This window comes from Legionella shakespearei DSM 23087 (assembly GCF_000373765.1).
Taxonomy (GTDB): Bacteria; Pseudomonadota; Gammaproteobacteria; order Legionellales; family Legionellaceae; genus Legionella; species Legionella shakespearei.
The window spans coordinates 187,442-203,274 of record NZ_KB892381.1 but is presented as its reverse complement, the minus strand read 5'-3'; the positions used below and the strand labels follow the sequence as shown (position 1 = coordinate 203,274).

Here is a 15,833-nt window from a genome sequence, read left to right as displayed (position 1 = left end):
TTTATATATTTATTACTCCTGACTTGATTTGCTCCAGACAACGCATGTAATCTCCTGCTATGTCCAGGCCTGTTTCAGCACTGATTTCTTGCACACAGGTTGGGCTGGTGACATTAATTTCGGTTAGATAATTACCGATCACATCGATACCGACAAAATATAAGCCCTTTGCTTTTAGAGTAGGTGCCAGTTGTGCACAAATCCATCGATCCCTGTCCGTGATGGGTACCACTACACCTGTAGCTCCAGCGGCTAAATTACCACGTAATTCCCCTTTGGCGGGAATTCGCGCCAAAGCATAGGGAACAGGTTCTCCATTGATGATAAGGACACGTTTATCCCCTGCTGTGCTTATCTCGGGTATGTAAGTCTGAGCCATAATAGTAACCGTTTGGCTTTTAGTCAGTACTTCCAAAATAACGGATAAATTTCTACCCTGCTCATCGACATGGAAAACAGCATTCCCTCCCATGCCCTCCAATGGTTTAAAGATGACATTGGAATGCTTTTTCCAAAAAGCTTTTAATCTGTTAATGTCTCTGGAAACCAAAGTCTCTGGACAGCACTGGGGGAAATTCAAAGTAAAGAATTTTTCATTAGCGTCACGAAGGCTTTGCGGCTTGTTGGCTATTAATACACCATCCCGCTCAGCAAGATCGAGTGCATAGGTGGCGTAAATATATTCCATGTCAAAAGGAGGATCTTTACGCATTAAAATAATATCAAAATTACTTAATGGCTGCTCACCCAAATCTGTTGTTGTTGCCCAACCACTGCTATGTACATCACCAACAGTGATGTCATGAGCGCGAGCATAAGCCTTACCTTCGCGGCAGAACAAATCTTCCAAAGTAAAATACGCACAAGACCAGCCTAATGCTCTGGCACTGCGTATCATCGCAACCGTAGAATCCTTATAAGGTTTCAAATGATGTATTGGATCCATCAATACCGCAAGTTTCATCACTCTTCTCCCGCAGCCCTGATTTCTCTTGCAGCTGCCAATGCAGCCAATCGGGCAATAACACCATACACATAAAAACGGTTAGGATAATCAATCACTTCAAGTTCATCACAGGGCATATTACAGGCCTGGGCAAAAGCCAAAGGCTCAAAGTGCATTCCGGGGGCATTTAAATTTTCATCTATTCCCCTTCCCTGATGTACCCGATAAAATCCGCCCACGACAAATTGACCAATCATGTACACTACCGGCTCGGCAACTGCTCCATCAGGCATGGTTTCAAAAGTATAGACACCTTCCTGAATCATGACTCTGTCTACTTTACGGCTTCCTTTGGTCGCAGACATTTTAGTACGTTGTTTTCGGTTCAATTGACGGATTTGCTCCCCATCATGAACCATCATCACGCTCATACCATAAGTACCATTATCCGCTTTGACTACGACAAAGGGTTTGTCTTCTATACCATAAGTGGCGTATTTATCTCGTGTTAAAGCTAAAATTTTATCTACTTCAAGCGCCAATTGCTCTACTCCTTCCTGAGCCATAAAATCAACGCCATCTATAGCACTGAAATAGGGATCAATGAGCCAGGGATCCATATCGATTAAAGCGGCGAACTCCTGAGCTACTTCATCAAAAAACTGAAAATGACTGGATTTCAAGCGCGATGCCCATCCCAGTTTAGCGGTGGGCCTGATGGGTTGCTGTATGCCTTCCAAAATAGGGGGGATGCCAGATGACAAATCGTTATTCAATAAAAGGAAACAAGGACTAAAACCATCCAGCCCTACCCTGTCACCTTGCCTTTGCAAGGGTTCAATCAACACACTCTCGCCGTGCTCCAATTCCATTTCAACAGGATCTTTCAATTCCGGATCCAGGCTGCCAATGCGGACAATGAAACCCGCTTTAACCAGGATGGTGCGTATCACATTTAAACTTTGTAAATAAAATTTATTGCGAGTATGGCTTTCAGGTAAAATCAGAATTTTAGTACATCCTGGAATATTATCAATCAACACGGACTGAGCTGCCTGAATGCATAAAGGAAGAAAATCCGGATTCAGGTTATTAAAACCGGCAGGAAAAAGATTGGTATCCACCGGTGCCAGTTTAAATCCTGCATGGCGCAAATCCACTGAAGAAGTCAATGGGGCCGGGGTTTCCTTCCATTTTTTCCTGAACCAGGCTTCGATAACTGCAACATGGTTTAAAATGACTTTTTCCACATGATGCAAGGGACCCGAATGAGCTGTAGTCAAATGTGGAACCGGGATTTCATTAAGATTCATGCTCTTTCCCTAAAAAATTTAATGCCTCGATGTTACCGATGTTAATGATAAAATGGAAGTTCTTATCTGTGAAAGCCCTGCATCTTATAGTTAATTTATTTATAGGATGGCATAATGGCTCAACCTTTATCTCTCAATTTATCAGACCAGCCTATGACTCACTTCAAATCCATTAAAGCAATACTGCTGCTGATTGTATTAGGCTTTATTTGGGGTTCGGGCTATACATTAGCCAAATTTGCCATGACTAATGGAGTGCCGCTCTTAGGTTACGCATTCTGGCAATCACTGGGACCAGCAGTATTGCTCACCCTTATTTGTCTCATGGATAAAAAATCCACTTTATTTTCTCCTGCTCACTGGCCTTATTTTTTGATTTGCGGACTGGTTGGAATCGCAATACCCAATACGAATATCTATTTCATTTCCAGCCATATACCAGCAGGTTTACTGGCTGTTTTAGTCAATACAGTTCCCTTGCTTGTTTACCCGCTTGCCATTTTATCCGGACAGGAGAAAATCGACCTGTGGCGATTTTTAGCATTGGTTCTGGGCATGGCGGGCATACTGTTGATCGTTGGGATTAATACTGTCGGCCTCTATTCAGGATGGGCGTTACTGGCCATGCTTAGCCCCTTAAGTTTTGCTCTTTGTTCTATCTATATAGGAGCAAGACAGCCACAACAAATTAATGCATTACAAGCCGCCAGCGGCATGCTGCTGGCCGCCACCCTGATGCTCATCCCTCTGGTCATCAGTCAGAATTCTTTTTATTCTTTATCAGGGCCATTTACTCTGGTAAAACAGGTGGTTGTTTTGGAAATAGTCCTCTCAAGCCTTGGCTATTTACTTTTTTTCATCTTGATTCGACTGGCAGGCCCGGTATTTTACAGTTTAACTGGCGGCGTTGTTGCATTAACCGGCCTGTTTTGGGGATATGCAGTGTTTGATGAAGCACCTACACTGAACCAAAGTCTGGCCATTGCTTTAGTTATTTCGGCTATTTTTCTGTTATCATGGAGACAATCAAAGCAGCCATTAGGAGCCTGAACCATGCTGGGTGAGTTAGCACAACAATATGGAAGCCAAATTCAAACCTTTTTTTATCTTATCATGATAATCAATGGTATTTTGCATTTCATTTTTGCCGGAGCAGTTGCCCGCGATGCTGGAAATTTATATAGACTGGGGTTAAAACCGGTTTTAGTTTCTGCGCCAACCTGGGCTTTTGCTACTTTAATCGGTGGTGTATTCACTGCGACCATTTATTGGCTGCTCCATCATTCTACTTTAACCCGACCTGCTATGAGAGAAACCCGTTATGACAAAGCATAATATTAAAACTGTAGACGTCCATGAACTTAAAACCAAAATGGATGCACAACCGGATTTGTGTTTAATTGATGTACGTGAGCTTGAAGAATGGCAAGATATAAGGATTCCTGGTGCGCTGCATATGCCGAAAGATGAAATTGCTGGCTCTATACATGCAAAAATTGCAGACAAAACCCATCCGATTTATCTGCACTGCCGTGGTGGCGTCCGCTCTTTATATGCAGCCCAGAGTCTGATGGACATAGGATATGAGACTGTTTATTCCGTTGATGGCGGAATAGTTGAGTGGGCTATGTATGGATACCCGGTAGAACAGTAACAATATTGCATTTCTGGTGTTATCACAAGATTGATAACACCAGAAAAAGGCCGTTTGCTTACTGAGGACCAGCTGTTACTACTGCTGCTTCTTCCTTTTTAGCTTTATGTTTGCTGCTGGTAGTGCCAGTAGCGCCACCACCAAAAAGACCACCTAAAATACCCGTAGATGCTTTAGGCTTTAATTGTTGCTGGCGCTTTTCTTCAGCAGCGTCAACTAATTCAACTTCTACATCGCGTACTTTTTTAATAAGTGTCTTGATGTCTGCTAAAACGTCATAACCTTCCAGAGCAAAAGGCTGGTCTCCCATATAACCTTTTCTGGGGTCGGCATGAATATAAACATGCTGTTTAAAGAAATGAATCAATTCTCCGTACATATCAACCAAATCATTTTTACCAGGCTGATTCTCTTTAGTCAGCTCCAGGGCGGTAGTTAATGAGGTGTAAAAATTACTTCGCTCGCTACTTACCAATGGGTTGTAACTGTTTTTGTAAGAATCATCGATTTTCTGATGGATGAAATAACATAGTGCATTTAATACACGAGATTTCACTGTCATGTCGACAGTTTTATCCAAGAGTTCAATTGTTTTTAACAATAAGAGTGCCTGAGATTTTCTTTCGATAGGCAGATCTTTAACTGCTTCTTCTAATTTCTCAGGATTGATTTTTTGATCTTTATTGTGATGCAGAACCAATGTCTTAACACTTTCCCTAACACTAGTCTTTAACTTATCATAAGCTACCAATTCAAAAGACATCTTTATTCTCCTTAAACTCCATGAACAGGATTTAGAATCTGTTGCCAGATTCTAGTGAATTTCTTTCACCGGACTCAGTTTAAACTAATTCATTATGTTCGTCATGTGTTTTCTTTTTACTATCTAATTAATTTTCAAGCGTTTGATTTTTATAAATAAAAATTAGATTTTTTATTGGTTTTTTAGCTCGGCCTGTTAGCAACAGTCTCTTCGATCCCTCCCCCGATCCACGTCGTCCTGAACGCGTCTTTTGGCATGAAGGATCTCCAAGTACTGGCACCATGCCGCTTTCGGGAGATCCTTCGCGCCAAAAGACGCGCTCAGGACGACGTGGATCGGAGGGGGAGAAAATGGGTTCGTAGTCCGGTCTGCTTGCAGCCGGGATCGAAGTGGCACAATTCCCGGCTGCAAGCAGACCGGGCTACATGGGGTTGTCCTGTTTATGCGAACAGCCTTGTTTCTGTGGTCACTTTCATCGAGATTTCATTGCTTTCAACCTCTGGTTTGATGTAATTTACGCACTAATTCATTTTTTAGAATGAGTGACCTCATATGAAACAGATTTTTGTCGGTTCTTTACTTTCTTTGCTCTCCCTTTGGAGCCATGCTGAAAACAGCCAACCCAAATTGATAGTCCAGCTTGTTGTGGATCAATTGCGTGGCGATTTAATTCACAAACACCAACAGCAATTTGGCCCATCAGGTTTTAATTATTTACTCGCGCATGGCATTGATTATCATAATGCGCATCACCCACATGCCAACACGACTACTTGCGCTGGCCATGCCACTATTGCTACGGGAAGTTATCCGGCCCTACATGGTGTTGTGGATAATGACTGGTATGACAGAAAAACAAAAAAATTGACTTATTGCATGGCTGATCAAAAATCTGCCCTACTGCCTACCCCCCATACCAAAACGGTGATTGAGGGACGTTCGCCACGTAATTTAAAAGCATCGACCCTGAGTGATGAGATAGTACTTGCCAATAAAGGAAAAGCATTTGCCGTATCTCTGAAAGACAGAGCAGCCATTACTTTGGCAGGACATGCAGGTAAAGCGTTCTGGTTTGATAAAACCAATGGCGGATTTGTAACCAGCACCTATTATTATTCCCAATATCCATTGTGGGTGCAGAATTGGAACAAGCAATATAAGCCTGAAGCCTACGACTGGAATCTCAGCCTGCCAAAAACCAGCTATCAAAATGCCAATAACCCTCCCTTTAAACACGATTATGGCAATTTCGGCCAAACCTTCCCTCATCACATCATGAATCCTCCATCAGAGGCCTATTTCAAATCACTGTCCCGTTCACCCAAGGCGGACCAACTGACGGCTGATTTTGCAGAGCAGCTTTTAGTTGAGGAACATATTGGTGTATCCGATAAAAATACTGACTATCTGGCAATCAGCTTTTCTGCAGTTGACGCTATAGGTCATCAGTTTGGTCCCAACAGTGTGGAAGCGGAAGATAATTTACTGCAACTTGATAAGACTTTAGCCCATCTGTTTTCTGTAATAGATAAGCAAGTAGGTCTTGAAAACACGCTTATCATCCTGACTGCTGACCATGGGGTCAGTGATACTCCTTCTTATCTGAAAGCGCATCATATTGCTGAAATCAAACCGGTAAATAGCGCTCAGGCAGAAAGAACGATTCGGGTGTATTTGAGAGAAAAATATCAGCTTCCTGAGCAGACGTTGATGTCTATCACACCACCTTATGTTTATTTGGATCACCAGATTATTAATGAGCATAAACTGAATTTAACTGAAGTCAGCAATTCTGTTGCCAATGCATTGAATCATCAGCCTGGCGTATTTAAAGCCTTTGTATTGCCAATGGCTAATACCGAAAAAGATTGGCTCAGCGCTAAAGTGGATAAGATGGCTTATCCTTATCGTTCTGGAGATGTCTACATAGTTCAACCTCCTTATCAATCTCACGGAGCGCAGAATGAAGACAGAGTTGCTCATGGCAGCCCCTGGCAATATGACAGCTATGTTCCCATGCTTTTTGCCAATCCAGGATTTAAGGCAAAGCGCCTTGCCAGGCCGGTCTATACCACGGATATAGCAGCAACTTTGTCTGCCTTGTTATTAATTAAGTCACCTTCAGCAACAGTTGGCAAACCCTTGCCTGAGGTTTTAAATGCGTTTAAGTCAGGTTTTGACGTTTAAAGTGTAAAGTGACTGAATAACAGCTTCAAAATTCCTTTTTTTAATGCGGCGCGTTCGTGGTAGAAATCCAGGTCACGAACGCGAAGGGATAGTTTTTCAAGAAACAAATTTTATTTCCCCTCCACTGCTCCGCCTGGTTCCGCTTTCAGCTATCTCTTTCATATCAATGAGCAAATCCCTGGTTCTCACTTACTTCTCGTCACACTGGTATATAATTACTCATAAGAGTCTTTTTTAACCCCTGTTAACGGTCAATTAATAATGAGTATTTACAGTACTGTAGCCCAGTTGCTTGCAACCGGGAATACCGACTAAACTGACTTACTCCCAATCTCGCATTAACTTAACTTATAAGATTGAATTTAACGCAGAATAGCTTTACCATTTGCACAAATTTTTTAACGATATCATTATGACTAAACAAGCGATAATAATTGGAATTTCTGGCCCATCTGCGTCAGGCAAAAGTCTCTTGGCAAATACCATAGTAAGCGAACTGGGATCTGATCAGGTTGTTGTTATATCAGAGGATGCCTACTATAAAGACAATGGGCATTTACCTTTTGCTGAACGGGAAAAAATTAACTACGATCATCCAGAATCATTCGACCATGCCCTGCTCTGCGATCATCTACGCCAACTGCGGCAGGGAAAATCTGTTGAAATTCCTGTTTACTCACATTCAAAGCATCAACGCATGTCTGAAACCAGAACGGTTGGACAACATGCCATTATTGTTCTGGAAGGAATTCTGCTTTTTACAGATAAAGCATTAAGAGAGGTGATGGACATTCGTATTTTCATGTCTACCCCACTTGATATTTGTCTGACTCGCCGCTTGAAGCGAGACGTTGTGGAGCGTCACAGGACTTTCGAATCTGTAGTGCACCAATATGAAACTACGGTCAGGCCTATGTATTTGCAATTTATTGAGCCCTCAAGCCGTTATGCAGATATAATCGTTCCACGCGGTGGTGAAAACAGGATTGCTATTGAAATGATCCAGGCAAAAATGCGTGAATTATTAGCAACACACACCAAAGAATAACAGCAAGGAGAACACTGTGGGTTTTTTAACAGGAAAAAAGGCATTAATTATTGGATTGGCAAGTAATCGTTCCATAGCATACGGTATTGCAAAGGCATTCCATGCTCAAGGAGCTGAACTGGCTTTTACCTATCAAAATGAAAAATTACAATCTCGTGTAGAAACCATGGCGGCTGAATTTAATTCAACCCTCACCTTTCCCTGTGATGTAGCACGTGATGAAGACATTAATAACCTTTTTCAAGATCTGGGCAAGCATTGGGATAAACTGGATGTACTCATTCATTCTGTAGCCTTTGCACCAGCGGATCAAATCAGTGGTGATTTTATTGAATGCTCTAATAGAGAAGGCTTCAGAATTGCTCATGATATCAGTGCTTACAGTCTGGTCGGCTTGGCACAGGCTGCTTTACCGATGATGGAAGAGACACAGGGCTCCATCCTTACTTTAAGCTACTATGGCGCCGAAAAAGCGGTACCTAACTATAATGTGATGGGAATAGCAAAAGCGAGTCTGGAAGCGTCTGTACGCTATTTGGCAGCGAGCTTAGGCCCAAGAGGTTTGAGAGTCAATGCCATATCAGCAGGCCCAATTAAAACTCTTGCCGCCGCTGGCATCAAAGATTTTCGTAAAATTCAGGCTGCATACGCCAACATCACACCGATGCAAAGAAACGTGACGGCGGATGAAGTAGGTAATGCTGCTGCGTTCCTATGCTCAGATTTAGCCTCTGGTATCACTGGTGAAGTGGTTCATGTAGATGCTGGTTATCATGCTGTGTCTACTATGAGTGATTTAGGTTAAGTTTTGCTGTGTGGCCCGGTCTGCTGTAGCCCGGTCTGCTTGCAGCCGGGATCGAAGTGGCAACGAACTTTATAAGCAGTACCCGCTGAAATAGTGCTTGTTTGATCCCGGCTGCAACACATCTCTGAGAACACAATCCGGGATTGATTCCGACCTCCCTCGGCTTGTCCGAGGGAACCAGGTGGTCAGGGCAGAAACACTGTCCTTTTGCCAGTATAACTGTTCCGCTCCCTCACGGTCGCGGCTCGGTTTCCGGTGCACGATGAAGTATCTACGAATGCACGAAAACCGAGCCGCGACCGTGAGGGAGCGGAACAGTTCGATGTACTCCAGTGTTGATTATTCACCTTAAACCTCTTATTCATTCGCAGATCAATGGGGTTCTTTTGTTCTGAAACTTATTGAATTCGTTACCACTTCGATCCCGGCTGCAAGCAGACCGGGCTACAACCCAGCAAGGATTTATTGCTTTCGATTCCCACCTCACTTCTTACTGTTTGTAGCCTTGATGTAGCGATAGATTAATCAAGGTTTTTACAATTCATTTGGGCATGTTGAGAAAATCTATTTTATCGACTCAAATTGATCAATTTTTAACATCATGGTATAATTTTGAACTCAAATTTCAATATAATTAATCCTGAGGAATAAAATGGAAGAACATATACGGTTAGTTAAATTAGTGAGACATTTTCAAGACAGATTGGCTAATCTGTTAAATCCTGAATATAAAAATAAAGTTGCTAATAAGCTTTGTCCTGAGCTCGCTCTAAGCTTTGAAGCGATGAGAAACGATAGTGTAGAGAAAATCATTGAAGAACTAAATGCTACATTCAGAACATTAAATGCTGAGAATCAAGAGTTACTCTTGTATTTAGTAGATAAAAATATAATTGAATCAGTTACAAGCCATGAAGCATTTTATGGATACCTGCATGGGGAGGATGCATCTACCAAAGGCCCCGACTCTCCCTGGTATAAAACTTACTTCAATTTGATGATTCTGCTCTACAGTTCTTATCCAAAATTAGCTACAGGTGGAGATAAAGGTGACTATGAGTATGGCAGCAAAGATAATTGCATCCGATTTTTTGAATCATTCCTCTTTCATAATTCGACAACAAAAGAAGATTTGGTGAACGTATTAAGCATACAAGCAATACAAAACACCGTTTTCGCAAAGAAAGAATTTGGTCGCTTTAATTATCAGGAACGCACATTCTGGAATCCTTACAATAGAGCTCCTTTCGCAAAGCAAGAAGCTCCACCAGAAGCTCTTAAAGAAATAATCTATCAAAGTATCGAGAAGTATGAAGCAAGTCAGGTAAATGCGTTCACTTTCTTTGGAGGCTTTATAGAGGGAGCAGGAGAAAGCTTAAAAGGATTAGGAACATATATAGCAAGCTTCGGAAGCCAGTTGTAAAATGTAGCCTTGAGGTGGTCTAATAAATTTGACCACACCTCCCGGTCGCAAGCAGCTGTCTCTTCTACACCTCTCTGAGAACACAATCCGGGATTGATTCCGACATCCCTCGGCTTGTTCCGAGAGCTCCAGGGATTCAGGGCAGAAACGCTGACCCTGCCAGTATAACTGTTCCGCTCCCTCACGGTCGCGGCTCGGTTTCCGGTGCTCGATGAACTACGAATGCACGAAAACCGAGCCGCGACCGTGAGGGAGCGGAACAGTTCGATGTACTCCAGTGTTGATTATTCACCTTAAACCTCTTATTCATTCGCAGATCAATGGGTTTCTTTTGCTCCGAACTTTTACTCTGAAACTTATTGAATTCGTTACCACTTCGATCCCAGCTGCAAGCAGACCGGGCTACAACCCAGCAAGTTAGTGTAGCCTTGATGCAGCGTAATCAAGGTTTTTCTTTTTGGTTCTTTGAATATGAAAACCTTGATTACGCTGTCGCTGCATCAAGGCTACATTAATTTGAATGGGGACTAGTACTCTCCCATTTATGGGAGAGTGGCTTATATTGAAATTTAATGGCGTACTATTTGTGCGTGGTTTACTAAACTATTGACATACAGGTCATAGTCCATCATACCATAGCTGGCTTCTATTTGTTGAATCAGGCTGTCTCTTTGCTCTTTATCGAGAGAACTTAACTTGCCATCATTGATATGCTTGAGTCTGACAACAACAAAGTCACCATTTTCCAGAACAACACCATCACGGCTTTCAGGGCGTAACAGGTTAAAAGCCAAGTCATTAATCAAAGCACCCGATTTATCGTTGTCCCTTGATGCTTGAGTTACCGATTGCCAAATCAGTTTATGCGCTGCAATGAGCTCTTGTTGCTGTTTGTCTTCAACAGGATTTAATAAACCAGTACCTATCTCTTTGGCTTTGGCATCAGCAAGCTGTTTGGCCAAAGTAGATTTAATTTGCTGTTGAACTTCAGCAAGACTCTGCTGTTTGGAGGGAATATGCTGATTTACACGCAATACAACAACAGCATCATTATCCAGTTGCACGGGCTCACTATTATTACTCAAGGCAAGAACATCATGACTAAAGGCTGCATTGATGATTTGCTTGTTTTTTGTAAGCTCCGTAGTTCCGCCTGCACGTGAAAAAGGTTCAGACTGCTGTACTTTTAATTTAAGCGCGTCAGCCACAGGGCTTAATGAATCTGGAGTTTGATAGCTTAAATCAGATAATTGCTCTAATGCATGAGCGTATTGATTTTGCACCATATCAGATAAAAGCTGCTCTTTAATAGTCGCCTGAACTTCGCTTAATGATTTGGTGGTCACTGGTTTGTACGCAACTAATTTGAAGATCTCAAAACCATGCTTTGTACGGACTGGTTCAGAAATCTGACCGGGTTCAGTGAGGTCAGACAGATATTTATCATAACCATTTTGGCCTGCAGTAATCCAAGGCAGAACGCCTTTATCCGCTACAGATAATTTATCATCGGAATGCGAAGAAACCAGTTTGGTAAAATCTTCTGGAGCTTTTTGCAGTTGACTGTAAGCATCGTCCGCCTTCTTTTGAACTTCTTGCATTTCATCATGAGTTGCACCTTCTGGAACGGCAAAAAGTATGTGTGCCACTTGCCATTGCGCAGGAGTTAAATAATTACTTTTATTCTCTTCATAATAACGTTGGATGTCTTGTTCAGAGATTTTTATTTTTGATTTAATTTCATTTGTAGAAAGAACAACATAATCCAGAGAAACCTTTTCTGGAGACATGAATTCTTTTTTATGTGCCTTATAATAAGTATTAATATCTTCTTCTGATACGTTTACCTTACTCAGGAAAGGTGCAGAGGATACTGTTATATAATCATAATCGCGTGATTGCATGTACAGTCTGACGAAACGCCTGATTTCATCAGGCAATGCAAAAGAGCTGCCCATAAACGCAAAGCGTTGCTGGTTAAGCAACATGCCCTGCCTTACTTCTTTTTGGAATGTTTCCGGAGTAAACATGGCGCCATTTAACGCCTGTTGGTATTTTTCACTGGAAAAATGACCGTCTTCCTGAAACTGGGGAATACTCACTATGGCTGCATTTGCTTGATTCGGACTTACTTCGAATCCGTATTTTCGTGCAGATTGCATACTGACTTCATTAGTAATCATTTGATTTAACACTTGGGCTTGCAGATTTTTTTCATCTGCAGCAGTCATTTGCGCTAAATCCTGCTGCGCTCGGGCGCGTCTGTAATTTATTTCAAAAGCCTGGTCGGTTATAGGCTGATCATTAACCATTGCCCTTGCGTTAGAGGTCTGATGTGATTGCATATAATAATCAACACCAAAAAGAGTGAATGTAATAGCGATTAATATTATGACTAACCAGGCTACAACACCTTGTATGCGTTCATTTAACTTCTGCAGCATGTCCCGAGATCCATTTTTATAAATAAAGTTTGATGAAGCGAAATTGTAACATAAGCTGATAAAAAAAACGCGCCTTTCGGCGCGCTAATTTTGGCGGAGTGGACGGGGCTCGAACCCGCGACCCCCGGCGTGACAGGCCGGTATTCTAACCAACTGAACTACCACTCCAATTCATGGTGGGTGCTGTAGGGATCGAACCTACGACCCTCGCCTTGTAAGGGCGATGCTCTCCCAGCTGAGCTAAGCACCCTGAAAACTTAAGCTTCTTGTACAGCTTCTTTCAGGTTTTTACCCGCTTTGAACTTGGCTACTCGTGATGCTTTGATCTGAATAGTTTTTCCAGTTTGTGGGTTTCTACCAGTTCTTGCAGAACGATTACCTGTTGAAAAAGAACCAAATCCAGGTATTACAACTTGATCGCCACTTTTCAAGGCGTCAGTAACAGTAGACGTAAATGCTTCAAGAACAGTGCTAGCAACAGCTTTTGTTAACCCTGCACCACTTGCAATCGCATCAACTAATTCACTCTTATTCATCGTTTCCCCTTTACAGTTAATCATCCATATTCCGGAGCTGATTTAAACAGATTTAACGACTCCAGTCAAGTTCATACATCCTTGCAGTGCCCGCCAGTGGCGGGCTACGAAGAGAAATATACCCGGTATTAATGTGCATGTAAATCATTATTTTTAATTTTTTTTGATCTCTTACTCACTAACACTTCAGATTGTACATTTGTTGTATTATCTACCCAAGGACTGCGTTGTAAAGCCAGATCCAAGACCTGTTCTATGGTCTTAACCGGATGAATTGTGAGCTTCCGTAAAACATTATCCGGGATCTCTTCCAGGTCTTTTACGTTGTCTTCAGGGATAAGAACATGCTTAATTCCACCACGATGAGCCGCTAATAATTTTTCTTTTAAGCCGCCTATGGGTAAAACTTGTCCACGCAAGGTAATTTCACCTGTCATTGCCACATCAGCCTTAACCGGTATTTGCGTTACAACAGACACTAATACGGTACACATACCAATACCGGCACTAGGTCCATCCTTAGGTGTAGCCCCTTCAGGAACGTGCACATGGAAATCATTCTTTTCATAAAAATCGTCAGTAAGGCCAAATTTCTTTGCACGACTGCGTACAACAGTCATTGCTGCATGAATAGATTCCTGCATGACCTCACCTAATTGTCCGGTATGGGTTACCTTACCTTTTCCTGGCATCATTGATGCTTCGAGGGTAAGTAACTCGCCGCCTACACTTGTCCAGGCCAATCCAGTGACTTGTCCTACCTGATCAAATTCCTCTGCCAAACCATAGCGGTACTTTTTCACACCAAGATATTTTTCAATATTTGATACGGTGACAGTGAGTTTTTTGACTTTTTTATTGGAAAGAATTTCTTTCACCACCTTTCTGCAGACATTGGCAATATCTCTTTCAAGATTACGAACTCCTGCTTCCCGGGTGTAATGGCGAATGATTTCTCTGATTGCCCCCTCACTGATATGGATTTCATCATTATTTAATCCATTCAATACAATTTGTTTGGGTACTAAATATTGCTCCGCAATACTTACCTTCTCATCTTCGGTATATCCTGCCAGACGAATGACTTCCATCCTGTCTAATAATGGAGCGGGAATTTCCAGGGAGTTGGCCGTTGCAATAAACATTACGTCACTCAAATCGTAATCCACTTCGAGATAATGGTCACTAAAGGTATGGTTTTGCTCCGGATCTAATACTTCCAAAAGTGCTGATGCGGGATCACCACGGAAATCCATAGCCATTTTATCCACTTCATCAAGCATGATCAGAGGATTTTTAACCCCGGCCTTACTCAATTTCTGAATAATTTTTCCTGGCATGGATCCTATGTAGGTTCTTCTATGGCCGCGGATTTCAGCTTCATCCCTCACACCGCCTAAGGCGATTCGAATAAAAGTTCTTCCGGTAGCATTTGCTATTGATTGACCTAAAGAAGTTTTACCAACTCCCGGTGGTCCTACCAGACATAAAATAGGGCCTTTCAGACGTTTTACTCGTTGTTGCACTGCCAGATATTCAATAATACGCTCTTTCACCTGCTCCAGACCATGATGTTCTTTATCTAAAAGCTTTTCTGCTTTAAGTAAATCAAACTGGATTTTATTTCTCTTTTTCCAGGGAACCATTAACATCCAGTCGAGGTAGTTACGAATAACTGTGGCCTCAGCAGACATGGGAGACATCATTTTTAATTTATGCAGTTCAGCTAAAGATTTTTCTTTGGCTTCTTTGGGCATTCCGGCTTTATTAATTGAATTTTCCAATTGTTCAATTTCGTTGCCTTCTTCACCCATTTCGCCCAATTCTTTTTGAATAGCTTTAATTTGTTCATTAAGATAATATTCGCGCTGACTTTTCTCCATTTGTCGCTTTACCCGTCCTCTGACGCGCTTTTCAACATGGAGTAAATCAATTTCGTTTTCAATAGCAGCCATTAAGCGCTCAAGACGTGTTCCTACATCTACAGTTTCAAGTAATTCCTGTTTGTCATCTACTTTAAGGGTTAAATGCGCGGAAATAGTATCTGCCAAACGCCCTGGCTCCTCTATACTGGCTAATGGAGACAAAACTTCCGGGGGAATTTTTTTATTTAATTTAATGTACTGCTCAAATTGCGACATCAGAGAACGCATTAAAATACCAACTTCCGGCTCCTGTAATGCAGAACTCACCTCTTCAACAGGTTCCAATGATGCTTCCAGATACCCTTTTTCCTGATTGTATTGTTTAGCGCGAGCTCTTTGCTCTCCTTCTACCAATACTTTTACAGTACCATCAGGAAGTTTTAATAGCTGCAATACACTGGACAGGGTTCCTACCTGATAAATATCCTCAGCAGAGGGATCATCATTAGCAGATTTGCGTTGGGCAACCAGAAAAATTTGCTTGCTATCAACCATTGCCGCTTCCAGCGCTTTAATTGATTTTCCTCTGCCAACAAAGAGCGGAATTACCATATGAGGGTAAACCACAACATCCCTTAATGGCAGTACAGGGACGTTAGACAGTTTTACACTCTCATCCGATATCATTTCATTTTCAGTAGACATAATGAACCCTTATTCAAACGAAAAGCCTTAATTATAATTTTGTATAATAACTCGCTTAAAACGGTAATACTTCACAAAATAGTAAACATTACAGTGTTAAACAAATCACTACTTTTTTGCTACGTTTCATACGAGTATACATAC

13 protein-coding genes and 2 tRNA genes are annotated in these 15,833 nt (G+C 41.9%); 7 read left to right on the top strand and 8 right to left on the bottom strand.

Features of this window, described 5'->3' with window-relative positions:
* Position 1 precedes the first annotated feature (1 nt).
* On the bottom strand, positions 2 to 964 hold the full coding sequence (gene gshB, locus B094_RS0100855) for a glutathione synthase (RefSeq protein WP_018575893.1): 963 nt from the start codon (positions 962 to 964) through the stop codon (positions 2 to 4).
* The gene (gene gshA, locus B094_RS0100850; protein ID WP_018575892.1) at positions 964 to 2,259 is read right to left on the bottom strand and encodes a glutamate--cysteine ligase; all 1,296 of its coding nucleotides are present in this window, start codon (positions 2,257 to 2,259) and stop codon (positions 964 to 966) included. The genes gshB and gshA overlap by 1 nt, the downstream gene beginning before the upstream one ends.
* Positions 2,260 to 2,373: 114 nt before the next feature.
* Here gshA and B094_RS0100845 point away from each other — a divergent pair, with 114 nt between their 5' ends.
* From B094_RS0100845 to B094_RS0100835, 3 genes are read left to right on the top strand one after another with little or no spacing between them, the layout of a single operon-like run.
* Complete coding sequence (locus tag B094_RS0100845; RefSeq protein WP_018575891.1) at positions 2,374 to 3,309, top strand: DMT family transporter; 936 nt, start codon at positions 2,374 to 2,376, stop codon at positions 3,307 to 3,309.
* Positions 3,310 to 3,312: 3 nt separating this feature from the next.
* Entirely contained in the window at positions 3,313 to 3,594 is a 282-nt protein-coding gene (locus B094_RS0100840) for a hypothetical protein (protein ID WP_018575890.1), read from the top strand.
* Positions 3,581 to 3,913: a rhodanese-like domain-containing protein gene (locus B094_RS0100835; protein ID WP_018575889.1), complete on the top strand. Its 333-nt coding sequence runs from the start codon at positions 3,581 to 3,583 to the stop codon at positions 3,911 to 3,913. The genes B094_RS0100840 and B094_RS0100835 overlap by 14 nt, the downstream gene beginning before the upstream one ends.
* A gap of 58 nt (positions 3,914 to 3,971) precedes the next feature.
* Here the strand turns inward: B094_RS0100835 and B094_RS15470 are convergent, their stop codons facing one another.
* On the bottom strand, positions 3,972 to 4,676 hold the full coding sequence (locus B094_RS15470) for a hypothetical protein (protein WP_018575888.1): 705 nt from the start codon (positions 4,674 to 4,676) through the stop codon (positions 3,972 to 3,974).
* A 552-nt stretch (positions 4,677 to 5,228) separates the two neighbouring features.
* On the opposite strand from B094_RS15470, the gene B094_RS0100825 reads away from it, so the two are divergent.
* The 4 genes from B094_RS0100825 (at position 5,229) to B094_RS0100810 (ending at position 10,139) form a co-directional block, all read left to right on the top strand.
* A complete protein-coding gene (locus B094_RS0100825; RefSeq protein ID WP_018575887.1) occupies positions 5,229 to 6,863 on the top strand; it encodes an alkaline phosphatase family protein in 1,635 nt (544 codons plus the stop codon).
* A 412-nt stretch (positions 6,864 to 7,275) separates the two neighbouring features.
* A complete protein-coding gene (udk, locus tag B094_RS0100820) occupies positions 7,276 to 7,911 on the top strand; it encodes a uridine kinase (RefSeq protein ID WP_018575886.1) in 636 nt (211 codons plus the stop codon).
* A 16-nt stretch (positions 7,912 to 7,927) separates the two neighbouring features.
* Entirely contained in the window at positions 7,928 to 8,716 is a 789-nt protein-coding gene (locus tag B094_RS0100815) for an enoyl-ACP reductase FabI (protein WP_018575885.1), read from the top strand.
* 652 nt (positions 8,717 to 9,368) lie between these two features.
* Positions 9,369 to 10,139 (top strand): hypothetical protein, encoded by a 771-nt coding sequence (locus B094_RS0100810; RefSeq protein WP_018575884.1) that lies wholly within the window; start codon positions 9,369 to 9,371, stop codon positions 10,137 to 10,139.
* Between the two features lie 569 nt (positions 10,140 to 10,708).
* Here B094_RS0100810 and B094_RS0100805 read toward each other — a convergent pair.
* The 5 genes from B094_RS0100805 to lon form a co-directional block, all read right to left on the bottom strand.
* Positions 10,709 to 12,583 carry a SurA N-terminal domain-containing protein gene (locus B094_RS0100805; RefSeq protein ID WP_018575883.1) on the bottom strand — a complete coding sequence of 625 codons (1,875 nt, stop codon included), beginning with the start codon at positions 12,581 to 12,583 and terminating at the stop codon, positions 10,709 to 10,711.
* Positions 12,584 to 12,674: 91 nt separating this feature from the next.
* A tRNA-Asp gene (locus B094_RS0100800) sits at positions 12,675 to 12,751 on the bottom strand.
* A 6-nt stretch (positions 12,752 to 12,757) separates the two neighbouring features.
* Positions 12,758 to 12,833 (bottom strand) — tRNA-Val (locus B094_RS0100795).
* 7 nt (positions 12,834 to 12,840) lie between these two features.
* Positions 12,841 to 13,119 (bottom strand): HU family DNA-binding protein, encoded by a 279-nt coding sequence (locus B094_RS0100790; protein WP_018575882.1) that lies wholly within the window; start codon positions 13,117 to 13,119, stop codon positions 12,841 to 12,843.
* Positions 13,120 to 13,247: 128 nt separating this feature from the next.
* Positions 13,248 to 15,689 (bottom strand): endopeptidase La, encoded by a 2,442-nt coding sequence (gene lon / locus B094_RS0100785; RefSeq protein WP_018575881.1) that lies wholly within the window; start codon positions 15,687 to 15,689, stop codon positions 13,248 to 13,250.
* Between the last annotated feature and the right edge of the window lie 144 nt (positions 15,690 to 15,833).